The 12,064-nt window shown below is 48.5% G+C and carries 11 protein-coding genes and 1 pseudogene; 7 read left to right on the top strand and 5 right to left on the bottom strand.

Annotation, left to right across the window (positions count from 1 at the left end):
- Window positions 1–796 (bottom strand): annotated as a pseudogene (locus QZP87_RS05955) (GNAT family N-acetyltransferase); the annotation flags it as partial.
- Between the two features lie 901 nt (window positions 797–1,697).
- Here QZP87_RS05955 and sixA point away from each other — a divergent pair.
- The 3 genes from sixA (at window position 1,698) to QZP87_RS05940 (ending at window position 3,145) form a co-directional block, all read left to right on the top strand.
- Window positions 1,698–2,150 (top strand): phosphohistidine phosphatase SixA, encoded by a 453-nt coding sequence (sixA, locus tag QZP87_RS05950; protein WP_291322007.1) that lies wholly within the window; start codon window positions 1,698–1,700, stop codon window positions 2,148–2,150.
- A gap of 19 nt (window positions 2,151–2,169) precedes the next feature.
- Window positions 2,170–2,445 (top strand): cupin domain-containing protein, encoded by a 276-nt coding sequence (locus QZP87_RS05945; RefSeq protein ID WP_291322006.1) that lies wholly within the window; start codon window positions 2,170–2,172, stop codon window positions 2,443–2,445.
- A 451-nt stretch (window positions 2,446–2,896) separates the two neighbouring features.
- Complete coding sequence (locus tag QZP87_RS05940) at window positions 2,897–3,145, top strand: hypothetical protein (protein WP_291322005.1); 249 nt, start codon at window positions 2,897–2,899, stop codon at window positions 3,143–3,145.
- A gap of 191 nt (window positions 3,146–3,336) precedes the next feature.
- On the opposite strand, the gene QZP87_RS05935 is transcribed toward QZP87_RS05940, so the two are convergent.
- Both QZP87_RS05935 and QZP87_RS05930 read right to left on the bottom strand, forming a co-directional pair.
- A complete protein-coding gene (locus QZP87_RS05935) occupies window positions 3,337–4,521 on the bottom strand; it encodes an NAD(P)-dependent oxidoreductase (RefSeq protein WP_291322004.1) in 1,185 nt (394 codons plus the stop codon).
- Window positions 4,522–4,572: 51 nt separating this feature from the next.
- Window positions 4,573–5,703, bottom strand: a complete 1,131-nt coding sequence (locus QZP87_RS05930; protein WP_291322003.1) for an aminotransferase class V-fold PLP-dependent enzyme — start codon at window positions 5,701–5,703, stop codon at window positions 4,573–4,575.
- Between the two features lie 799 nt (window positions 5,704–6,502).
- Between QZP87_RS05930 and QZP87_RS05925 the strand changes: the two genes are divergently transcribed.
- The 3 genes from QZP87_RS05925 (at window position 6,503) to QZP87_RS05915 (ending at window position 7,449) form a co-directional block, all read left to right on the top strand.
- Window positions 6,503–6,643 carry a hypothetical protein gene (locus QZP87_RS05925; protein ID WP_291322002.1) on the top strand — a complete coding sequence of 47 codons (141 nt, stop codon included), beginning with the start codon at window positions 6,503–6,505 and terminating at the stop codon, window positions 6,641–6,643.
- Between the two features lie 72 nt (window positions 6,644–6,715).
- Window positions 6,716–7,162, top strand: coding sequence for a hypothetical protein (locus QZP87_RS05920; protein ID WP_291322001.1), 447 nt, complete (start codon window positions 6,716–6,718; stop codon window positions 7,160–7,162).
- Complete coding sequence (locus tag QZP87_RS05915; protein WP_291322000.1) at window positions 7,126–7,449, top strand: hypothetical protein; 324 nt, start codon at window positions 7,126–7,128, stop codon at window positions 7,447–7,449. The genes QZP87_RS05920 and QZP87_RS05915 overlap by 37 nt, the downstream gene beginning before the upstream one ends.
- A 468-nt stretch (window positions 7,450–7,917) precedes the next feature.
- Here QZP87_RS05915 and QZP87_RS05910 read toward each other — a convergent pair whose 3' ends face one another.
- Window positions 7,918–10,494 carry an ATP-binding protein gene (locus QZP87_RS05910; RefSeq protein WP_291321999.1) on the bottom strand — a complete coding sequence of 859 codons (2,577 nt, stop codon included), beginning with the start codon at window positions 10,492–10,494 and terminating at the stop codon, window positions 7,918–7,920.
- The gene (locus tag QZP87_RS05905) at window positions 10,491–11,636 is read right to left on the bottom strand and encodes an ABC transporter substrate-binding protein (protein WP_291321998.1); all 1,146 of its coding nucleotides are present in this window, start codon (window positions 11,634–11,636) and stop codon (window positions 10,491–10,493) included. Before QZP87_RS05905 ends, QZP87_RS05910 begins: the two co-directional genes overlap by 4 nt.
- A gap of 81 nt (window positions 11,637–11,717) precedes the next feature.
- On the opposite strand from QZP87_RS05905, the gene QZP87_RS05900 reads away from it, so the two are divergent.
- Window positions 11,718–11,921 (top strand): hypothetical protein, encoded by a 204-nt coding sequence (locus QZP87_RS05900; protein WP_291321997.1) that lies wholly within the window; start codon window positions 11,718–11,720, stop codon window positions 11,919–11,921.
- Window positions 11,922–12,064 lie beyond the last annotated feature (143 nt).

Below are 12,064 nucleotides of genomic sequence, written 5' to 3'. Positions count from 1 at the left end.
GGGCCTCTCCGCCCCACTTGGTCTTGAAGCGCTTTATGCCCGGATTTACCCCAAGACCAAGGTGAACAAACTCCTTGCCTCCCTCCCTGGCAAGGCTCAGCATCTCTCTGAAAAGCAGATCTGTGGCGTAAGGGGTATAAGTACGCCGGGAGTGAGCACCTATGAGATAGCTTGTAAACCTTTTCGGGCCCGGATCCAGAAGCAGGCATGCAGCCAGGTTGCCGTTTTTATCCCAGGCATTCAGCAAAATAAGATCAGGTACCCCTGCCAGCACGCACACTGTACGCTCGTACATGTTGCGCACCCTGGCTGGCAGGATCTTATTGCTGGTGAATTCATCCCACAGCTCCTGGTGGGCCGTGGGAAACTCCCTGCCCTGCTCTACCCTGAGGGTTTCTGAGGCCCGTTCTGTCAGCCGCAGAATCCGAGAAGGCACCCTGGCTCCTGCCGGAAGTATGTAGTAATAGTCTTGCTCCACCCTGTGACTGCATAGTTCTTCAGGAAGAGCGGGGCTCACCGACCAGCATCTGACGGGAGCAATCCGCTTTATGCTTTCCTGGAGGGCCTTGAAAAACTCAGCCGGGTCATATGTACCGGACAGGGGATAACCTATGCCCATAAGCCAGTCCTCCCCGGCCAGAAAAAGATGATCCCGCACCAGAAAAGGCTCCCCGCAGGACATGGCCCGCATAAACCAAGCCGAATGTTCCGGTACATAGCCCTTTTCCAGTACTTGAGACATCTTCGGCAGTCCCAATGGACCGAGGATAAATTCGTTGCTCAGGCTTGAAGTCATTGTTTTATCTTGAGATTGCAATGGTTTTCAGTTACTTGTTTATCACTACAGCGACACATAATTTGAACTCGAAGGGGACTGGCTCTTTTGCCGCCGAGAACCCAGCCATTTTACGGTTTGAGTCCGGCAAAAGTGCCTGTCCCCGGTGGCCGTTTATCACTTTATTTGAACTCGAAGGGGACTGGCTCTTTTGCCGCCGAGAAACCAGCCATTTTACGGTTTGAGTCCGGCAAAAGTGCCTGTCCCCGGTGGCCGAGACAAAAATTAACACAAAGTGTCGCTGTATTGTTATTGTTAACTGCCTGGTATCTGTTTAGCGCTTTTTTAGGAAAGCATGGACTGGCACCCCGTGATACATGCAAAGCGCTGAACAGATACTGTGGTGATAACTGATTGAAAGAATGCACAGACTTTCGTCCATGTCAAGGGAAGCGTAAAGGGGCAAACCATGATCCTTACACCTTGACAGCCGGCTTTACCATTGATTACCTTATTTTATAATACTACAGCGGCACTTTGTGTAAATTATGATACCGGCCGGGGGACGGTCCCCGCAAGTATCTGTTTAGCGCTTTTTATGGAAAGCAGTAACCATTCAGGGGGTGCCGGAATCACGCCTCTGGCGTGACTGGGGACAGTCCCCTCGACACCTTTACTGCACAAACAAAATATGACAAACGCTAAGTTGTGTGAACCTGCACAGATAGTACTTAGCGGGGACAGTCCCCAGGCCTGGTGCCAGGGACTAAAACTGAGTACCCCCTGAATGCTTACGGAAAGCAGGGGACATGCAAAGCGCTGAACAGATACCATGAAAAAATTGTTTTCACCCCCAGGTGATGAAAGTCACGTATAAATTTCACGGCAATATTTCAGGATTATTATCGTTAAGGAGGTATTTATGCAGATTTACCTGGTTCAACACGGTAAAAACAGGCCCAAGGACGAAGATCCCGAGCAGAGCCTTTCGCCTGAGGGAGAAAAAGATGTACGCCGTATTGCTGAAACCGCTGGTCATTACCAGGTTCAGGTCGCTTGTATCCTGCACAGCGGCAAGAAAAGGGCTGAGCAGACGGCTGCAATAATGGCAGAGTCTTTAAATCCATCCCAGGGTGTAAGGTCCGCCGAAGGGCTCGGACCTCTGGATGATGTTCAGGCATGGCAGAATAAAACATCCAGTCTGGACCGCTTTATGCTTGTGGGACACTTGCCATTTATGCAGCGCCTGGCTTCACTACTGGTCGCCGGGGACCAGGAAAACAGGATTGTCAAGTTTCAAAACGCTGGAATCGTTTGCCTGGAAGAAGAGCAGGGATGGCATGTAAAATGGACTTTGATGCCAGGCATAAATTAACAATTCTTTGGAGGCACTTATGCAGGAGATAAAAATTAACCGCAATCCATCCCGGGAAGAACTGGAAAGCCTGGGAGTCAAAAACTGGCCCATGTGGGGTGAAAAGGAATCGGAATTTCCCTGGCATTACGATGAGCAGGAGACATGCTATATCGTCGAGGGAGAAGTGGAAGTAACTCCGGATGGTGGAGAGCCGGTGATCATTCGGGCCGGTGACCTGGTTACATTTCCCAGGGGTATGTCCTGCACCTGGAAAATCACCAAAGCCGTGAGCAAACATTACCGAATGGAGTAAGATGTGACTGCAAAAAGTCATTTTTGCAGTCACAGACGTCAGAGATCAGAGGTCAGTAAAATCAAAGAGTTATGTAGATTGTTGATTTCTGAATTTTTCATTCCCCGACTTTTTGCAGATACATCGAGTAATAACACTACAGAGAAACTTATTATTAACCTCCGGGGACTGGCTTTTTTGCCGCCGGATAGTCCGGCCGTTTTACGGTTTGAGGTCGGCAAAAGTGCCTGTCCCCGGGGGCCGAGGCGATAATTTACACCAGGCCTGGGGACTGTCCCCGCTCAGTAATGATTATGCAGCTTCACAAAATTTCACGTATGAACTTTTGGTATTTGTGCAGGAAAAGTGTCGCGGGGACTGTCCCCGGGCCGGTTCCGACGCCCCCTGAATGCTTACGTCGATGTAGTGTTATAAATGTCCAGTTCAATTTTTTAATAAAGGATTGCTGTAGATGCTTGAATCACCGATAATGATTGCTGTGTTAAGGACCTTAATCGGACTTGCTGTTGGTTTTATATTAGGCTTGATTCCTTACTTTTTTGGATACATCAACCGGCTTCGCAGACATGCATTTGCAGGTTTGATCCTATGTACTGTAAGTGGTGCCATCGGTGGTTATTTTGGTGGAATCATAGGTGCAACTGGTCAATCCTTAGGTATTGCAATAATTTTTTCAGTGGTAATTCTATTTAAAAAATAACCTGTATGGTTACCTTAAATTGGACTTTGGCAACATGTATCTGCTTAGCGCTTTGCATGTAGCACGGGGACAGGCTCTCCCCGCACTTATTTTTTCAAATATGCTGAAATTTCCTGTGACAAAAATAAGTGCGGGGGTGCCTGTCCCCTGCCTTCCTAAAAAGCGCTAAACAGGTACGGCAACATCCATATTTAATAAACCACCCTTCTGACACCTTCTATTTCCAGAAGCTTTTCCTGCATCTCTGGAGTTGGTTTTTCCTGGATAGTATATATAGTCTGGGCCAGTCCATCCAGACGCCGGGAATTGTTTTCCTGAATATTAACCCCCATATCCCCGAAGGCTGTGCCGAACTTGCCGAACATTCCAGGCTTGTCTTCGTGGGTAATGAAGATGGTATAAAGATCAATGCCTTCGTCGATTACGGTCTCACCCACGTTGACTGACTGCCTGAAGTCACCGTATTTCAGATACCTGGAAACCACATCGGCAATTTCCATACCGGTCTTGCGGGCGGCACTGGCTGTGGAGGCCCCCAGATGCGCGCTCAATACTATATTGTCCAGCTCGGCCAGCTTACTGTTGAAAGGCTCGCCCTCACGCTTGGGTTCCTTTTCGTAGCAGTCCAGGGCGGCCCCGGCTATCTTGCCGCTTTTTAGGGCGTCATACAGGGCGTCTTCTTCCACATTGACCCCCCTGGAGGCGTTTATCAGGAATGCGCTGGGTTTCATACGCTCCAGTTCCGGCCCTCTGATGAGAGTGTGGGTGCCCCCGGTATTGATGCTTACAAAATCAGCTTTGTCCAGTACTTCATTTATAGAATCCATGTAATCCACCTCGGAATCCATCCAGCGCTGAAAATCGAACCCGATGACCTTCATGTCCAGGTCTTTGGCCTTGGTGGCAATGGCCTGTCCTATTCGTCCGCAACCGATAAGGCCCAGGGTTTTGCCCTGCAGCTCCACTCCTTTGAAGCGGGCCTTGTGCCAGATGCCTGATTTCAGGGTATGATGCGCAAAAGGCACCCTGCGGGCAATGGCGAATATGAGCCCGATAACATGCTCGGCCGTGGCGTTGATATTTCCATGGGGGGCGAACTTGACCACTACCCCGCATTTTTTGGCGGCCTGGAGATCAATATTGTCCGTGCCTACCCCGCCGCGCCCGATTATCTTCAGCTTGCCTTTCCTGGTAGTGGCCGCCTCTATAAGTTCTCTGGTCACCTTTGTGGCGCTGCGCACCAGTAGCGCGTCAAAGTCCGGCAAGTCACCCATCAAATCTTCATAATCCCGTTTCTCGGTATCTACGCTGAAACCTTCCTTACGCAGAAAATTTACAGCATCATCCACAAGTCCGTCATTTGCAAGTATTTTCATATTTGTACAACTCCTTTGCTTACGTTGTAAAAAAACCCTCGCCGGAATGCATCAGGCCTTCAACATGTCCTTGAGGGTCTGCAGATATTTATTGAGCATGTCCATGTTCATATCGCCCAGGTGGCCTATGCGGAAAACCGCTCTTTTGCCGGCCTGCGCCAGGGCGTCATTGAGCTTTCCATAACCCGGATCAAAAAGATATCCCTTTTCCCTGAGCGTTTCCTTGATCTCCTTGAGTCCAGCCGGGGTAAGCTCTTCCGGTACCCGCACGCAAGTCACTGTGGGAGAGCGGTAACCCTCGGGGGCAAAAAACTCGTAACCCTGCAGGCCGGCGATAAATTCGTGCACCCTGTCCCGCATCTGGACATGTCTTGCGAAGCGGTTCTGCACTCCCTCCTGGTTAACTATATAGTCCATCTGCATATACATCTGGTTGGCCAGGGTGCAGTTGGGAGTGGTCAGAGTCTGGAATTTTTTGGCCCTGGGAAGCTGAGACAAGATATCAGAGATAAAACCTCGATTGGTCACCTTTTCCGCCCTGGACACAGCCTCGGGGCTTACGAATGCAATTCCGAAGCCGGCCGGGAGCCCCAGGCTCTTCTGGGTGGAGGTTATATACATGCCACACCCGGTCTCCTGGATATGGCTGGGGGCACCCCCGAAAATACTGATACCGTCCACCAGGGGTAAAGCCCCGGCTGCTTTTATGATCCGGCATGCTTCCTGGATGTCATTGGTTACCCCGGTAGAAGTCTCGTTATGGGTCAATGTCACCACAGCAGGCTTTTCTTTATCCAGGGCAACCTGCAGCCTGGCAGGGTCTATGCATTCACCAGGATCAAATTTGAGCTGGACAGCATCCTTGTTATTTACCACCGCCAGCTTGTGGTAAAGATCCCCGAAGGCTCCTACTGAAACATTGAGCACCTTTTCCCCGTCAGCAACCAGCGACCTGATGGATGCCTCCATGGCAGTGGTTCCGCTGCCGTTGAAAATTATGACTTCGTAATCGTCCGGGGCCCCGGCCACAGTCTTGAGATTTTTAATGATGGGCTCAAAACGCTTGCGGTTCTCAGCGTCCCTGTGGCCGAATTCCGGCCATAGTCCTGCCTGGCGCACCTCAGGCCGTACATAGATTGGACCTGTGATAAAAAGTTGTAAGTCCGGAAATGGGCTTTGCATCAATTACTCCTCCTGATAGATTAAAAAAATAATTCAACTGTAATTTAATCCCAATAATACCGCCGGATCTTCATAGTTATATCTTTTTACAGGCAATAAAACCTGCTGGACCAGGCAGAAACCTGGACATCCAGACCATTATGGTCAATGCAACTTGAAGATACTGCTCAGGTGGGCATTGCTGGGGCTAAGGCGTGTTGAAGATACGCAATATACTGATCACTAGACTGAAAGAGCAAAAAAGTCAAATTATATATCACTACAGCGCCACTTTGTGTTTATTTTTGCCTCGGCCACCGGGGACAGGCACTTTTGCCGAACTCAAACCCTAACATGGCTGGCCTCTCGGCGGCAAAAGAGCCAGTCCCCTTCGAGTTCAAATAAAGTGTCGCTATAATGATATTGGCACGTAATATACTGAACAGGCCTGAAAAAAAGGTACTGAAAAAAAAACGGTGTTCAACGGCAGACATCGTCACTACAGCGAAACCCCGATCGGGATAGTATTTTCTCTTGACAGAGGGCCTTTTAATGGGTGACAGAAGGCCTTTTAATGGGCGTGAAACAACGCTGAAAACGTTCCTGCGCAGCAGGTGTTTAACTGGGCGTCTTAAGTGAGTCTTTTTACCCAGTTGAATACACGAAGTGTAGGCGCAGCCATTCAACATGGGCGAACGGGCGGTTAAGGTTTCTTTATTTCTTGGGTTGCGGGCATGGCCCGCCTTAATGAGATTAGTGAAGATTAGTGGACCCAAAAGTTCATCTCTTCAGAATAAAGCTTACTGGATAAGCCTCAATCATGCTTTACAAAGAGGAAGTATACATGATTATCAGAGCGGCCATGGATATTTTACCCCTTAAACTGGGCTTGCCCGGCCTGCCCCGTATACTCTCTTCCAGTATACCCGGGCAGGCGGGGCAGGCGAATCAGCACGAATAAGAATGTCTTCCCCGGTAAAGCAGGTACACTTTATTAAGCAGGCTGAAGACTGGTAGGCATGAAATTTTTGGCTTGATTAAAATAGACATGATCAGGATAGAAAATATACTTTCCACAGAGGAGCGAAATGCACTAATAGAAGCTTTGTTTTCTATACGTAATAAAATACAATGGAAGGCAGGAAAGGACTATGCACATTTGAAAAAGCGTCAGCGCATGAATCATGTCTCAATATCTGCTACCATCAGTGATTATGACAAGATCATTTACGATATTGCACAAAACGATAATAATATTTTATATATTTATGAATTTAAAGCCTGCAACTATTATGCAATCAGAGGTTTTGCCCAGGAAAAAGAATGGCTGATCATATATGGACCGAATGGAATCATGGAAACTGCCTTTCCTCCAGAAGATACAGATGGTTACCTAAATAAAAGAGGATTTGTACTCATTGGTCAAATAAAGGAGGTCTTGCAATGGACCTTAAATCAAAAAAATTACTGGACTTTTTAAGCGAAGGAATGCTCCATCCTGATGTAAGCGGTTTTGAATTGTTGGAGATTTTGGATGTCCGCAGTCAATTGGCATCCAGGGAACCGCTTCTAAATGAAAATGAAAGGGATAGACTTGAAAATCTGGATCGTCAACTATCCCGGAATGCTGTGATTCTGGCAGTACGTATTTCAGAGGTTGCTGATCTTTCAGAGATGAGAAAAAGGACCCGTGTGCTTCCATCCCATTGGTGGTGGTATCTGGATGAAATGGGCAACCTTAGACAGGAAGCTGAAGCATTGAGTTGAAAATGGGATGCCTTGGGTGCAGATTAGCCTGGTACGCCTCTGGCGTGATTAAATTCTCTTTTTATTTAACTGGGCTTCTTCTGTTTACCTGGGGGACTACCAGGGATTATTTTACTGAAAAAGGCAACTACACTAATGCGGGCCATGCCCGCAACCCAAAAACATATTCTCAAGCAAAGGCGCAAAGGTCGCCAGGGAAGACAGGATATTTTTTTCATTTGTCACTCGTTTCGCGTGACAAATGAAAAGGCAGCCTTTTTGAAAACCGTTGCCCGGTTTTCAAAAAATTCCCTCCTTACTTACTTTATTTAACTTAGTGACCTTCGTGTCTTTGTGGTTCAACAATCTTCTTCTCTGGGTTGCGGGCGACGCCAGCGTCAGTACTCAGCGTTGTACAGTCCCCAGGCCCAGTACCGGCACAAGGCCCTGGAGACTGTCCATGGCTATATCCGCCCCCTGAATATGCTTTCAAAGCCTGCTGTCTGTGCCAAAACCGGGATCAATAATCTCGCGTATCCTGGACAGCAGTTCCGGCACCCTGTAGGGCTTGGCCATGAACTCTGCACGTCCTGAAGACAGGTATTTACTCAGGCCTTCCCCCGGAGAATATCCGCTGACAACAAGAATCTTTGTCCCTGGATCAAGCTGCAGCAACTTATCAATACAGGCGAGGCCTCCCATACCCGGCATATTAATATCCATGATAATCAAATGAATATCCCTACCCTGTTTCTGAAATAATTCCAGTGCTTTTTCACCGCTGTCAACACTGCTTACCCTGTACCCGGCTTCTTCAAGGGCCTCCCTGGTCAACTCCCTGAGAGAGGGTTCATCGTCCACCACGAGTATATGCTCGCTGCCTCCGGACGTTTTTTCCTGTTCTTCGTGTCTCAAGTCTTTGTGGCTCTTATGGGATGCAGGGATGTAGATTCTGAATGTGCTACCCTTTCCAGGTTGACTTCTGCACTCTATATAGCCGTTATGCCTTTTCACAATCCCATAAACCGAGGACAAACCCAGGCCTGTGCCCTTGCCTATTTCTTTGGTGGTAAAAAAGGGATCAAATATCTTTGATCTGATTTCCTCATCAATGCCTGTACCGGTATCGCTGACCTCCAACAGTGCATATTGACCGGGCAGAACCTGGGTATAACCAATATCCAGGGGGGCTTCCATGGATATATTGGCGGTACGAATAACCAGGCTGCCGCCTTCCGGCATGGCATCCAGGGCATTGTTGCAAAGATTGAGCAGTACCTGCTCAATCTGGGCCGGGTCTGCTGCTACCGGCATGATTGTGTCATCAAGATCCAGCTGTATATCGTGTTTTTGGGCAAAGGTCTGCCGCAGGAGAGAAGTTATATTAACGGCCTCACTGTTGAGATCCACCGGCTGAAACTGTATTTCCATTTCCCTGCTGAAAGCCAGAAGCTGCCGCACCAGCCCGGCGCCTCGATCAGCTGACTGCTGAATATGCAACACCCTCTTGTAATCCGGGTCATTCCCGGTACTTTTTTTCAACAGCATACCGGCATGACCTGTAATAACCTGCAGGATATTGTTAAAATCGTGTGCTATACCTCCGGCCAGAGTTCCAACAGCCTCCATTTTATTTGCCTGGTTCAGCCGGGCTTCCATGGTTTTGCGCTGTGTTATGTCTGTGGAAATCTCAATACGAACCATGCGTCCATCGCTCCATGGAATAGCCATGGACCTGCAGTCGTAATAGGTGCCAGTTCCAGTTTCCTGGTATTCCCTCCTGACGACCCCGATGGATCCACCCTGCTCATCAACCAGTTCATTGAGATTACATAAACTGCAAGGCCCTTCCTGCTTATCCTGGAAAACTTCCCAGCACTTTCTGCCCAGTACATCGCCTTTATTCTCGCGTATGTATCTGTTGATAAACAACAGTTCGTGGGACTGCATATCGGTCACATATACTGCTGCATCCAGGCTGTCCAGGATGCTTGCCAGGCGCTGCTCGCTTTTGCGCAGGGATTCCTCTCTGCGCACAATGGTTTCAGCCATATCCTGAAAGCTTTGGCTCAAAACCTGAAGCTCTGAAAACGAGGACACATATTTATTTACCCCAATATCAAAGGTTCCCCGGGGCAGATTTCTGACTTCACCGCTAAAAGATGAAAGGGGGCTGATAACGTCTTGTCTGATCCTCTTGGTCACATTCCAGACCATAAGGCTCAAAAAGATGAAAAGCAGAAACCCGGCAAAGGCGATGGGGGTCAGCACCGGGATCAGTTGAGACTTTACCGACCAACCTGTAAAAACCTTCCATTCAGGACCGGGGATGGTCTCAGCACTGAAAAGGTAAAATCCTCCCTGTTTTCGTCCCAGACCCAGAAAACCTGTCTGCCCATTCACAGCCTTGGCCACAGTATCCAGGTGCCCCAGATTGGACTGGGTAGCTACATATCCGGCGTCAGGATGTGCAAGGACATTACCATATCTGTCCAGCACAAATACAAGATCATCTTCCTTCAGCCCGGTCAGTCTGTGAATAAAATCCTGCAGGGCATACAGGTCCAGTTCAGCAGCCAGGATTCTTCCAATATGACTGGTGTAGGCCAGGCTTACTGTAATGGAGTGTTCGTCAGGATTTACGTAAGGTATTGAAAAATAAAACCGCCCTGGGGTTTCATGCATATCCAACTCTGGAAGCATCCTGGAAAAATCCCTGAAAGCCTCCATATGGGGTATCACCTGCCTGATGCGTCCGGCCTCGTCTAAAACCAGAAAACGCTGGAAAAGACCTGTATGCCGCTTGTAGTAGGAAGCAATAGCCTCAAATTCCGGATAATGCATTACTGTGGACAAAAAACTCATGGTTTGCATCTGAAACTGGATATGGGACTCTACATAAGCTGCAATGCTGGCCGCCTGCAGACGCTGCTCGCTTCTAATCTCATGATAACGGAAATATCCCAGCAGGACAGCAATGACCAGCACAATGAGCAGCCCCACAAGCAAAAGACGCCTGCCTAAAAGGTTTTGTATAATAGTTGTCAGGGCAGGTGCGGGCTTCATCGCAGTTCCTGAGATTCAAGCTTCTGCACTGTCTGGAATTTTCCGTTCTGGATCTGGATAATATACTGGGGACTGGTCACATCTCCGTATTCATCAATACTTATGGGCCAGTATAACCCGGGGTAGTCCTGTATCCCTGTCAGGGCTTTTTTTAGACCGCTCTTCCTGCCCCCGGTCTTTTTCAGGGCCAGAGCCAGAACCTGGGTGGCATCGTAGGCAAAGGCAGCTGCAAAAGAAGGTTTTTCACCAAATCGCCCCCGGTAATGCTCCTGGAAAGTCTGGAAAGCCGGTCTGGGCTCTTCCTGAAACGTGCTGGAGGAAAACACCATGCCCTCTACAGTCCTGCCGCCCACCCTCTGCAGCTCCCCGGTCATGGCCCATCCGGAACTGAAAAGCTCTGCTGTGACGCCTATGGCTTGCACGGCCTGCACAAGAGACGCCGTATCCCTGGCGGAAAGAGACATAAAAAAGCCCTTTGAAGAACATTTCAGCAAGTCCTGCACTATATAATGCCAGTCGGGCCTGCTGCTGGAGCGTATCTCTTTTTTATACAGAACTTTACCGCCCCTGCTCTTGAACTCCTGAACAAAATGATTTTTATAAGAACCTGTATAATATTCGTTGTCCATATCTATTATGGTGCATAACTGGTTCTTACTGCGCTCTTCACTGGCAAAAAGGGCCAGGGCCCTGGCGCTTCTGTCTATACCTGGATGTACCCGGAAAAAATTGTCTTTTATCCCGGTCAGTTCCGGAGTGGATGTGGTGGGACTTAATAGAACCGTATCCATTTCAGTTGCCACGGGAAGGGCACTCATGCTCTGCTGGCTTGTCATATGACCGATGACGGCAACCACTCCGGACTCAATAAGACCGGCAGTAGCCTCCTTTGCCCCATCAACAGTCCCTTTGTCGTCACGGACCTCCAGTTCCAGCCGCCTTCCGTTTATTCCACCTCGTGCATTAATCTCTTCCACAGCCAGTCTGACTCCGTTTCGTCCATGCACCCCCAGATCAGAGTAAGGCCCGGTGAGAGGACCTGCAAATCCCACAGCAACAGGGGAACGGCTGAGAAAAAAAACCGCAAAGGCAATGCAGACCAACACAAATAAGGCTATCATGTACTTGATCAGACGCGGCATTATATGCTCCTTGAGCTTTATTTGAAAACAGGCTATATATACCAGTATCTTATTTGAGATTCAATACTGAAGGAGGCAGCCATGCGGGAATTCTCCAGGGAAGAAATCATAAATCACCTCAAGACTTCTTTTCAGGACGGCAAAAAAAAACTCCAGGACAATATGCCTGCGATTGAACGACGTGTTTTCAGCTATGCCCGAAAAATGGGGGTCAAACCTGAAGACATTGAAAAGTACAAGGACAGGATTCAGGAAAAAATCCAGAAGGTTCGCGAAAAAAAGTAGATGCTTCAATTCAATACAAACGAAACCCCTTTCAAACACTTTACCCTATTAACAATTAACAAATAACTGGGTTGCGGGCACAGCCCGCGTTAGCCAAGCTTATTTCATGGCTAACCTGTTACAATTATTTTGAAATTTCGCTG

It is taken from the genome of Desulfonatronospira sp. (assembly GCA_003563255.1).
GTDB lineage: Bacteria > Desulfobacterota > Desulfovibrionia > Desulfovibrionales > Desulfonatronovibrionaceae > Desulfonatronospira.
Note: the sequence above shows the minus strand (reverse complement) of the source record. Positions and strands in the feature narration are given on the sequence as shown.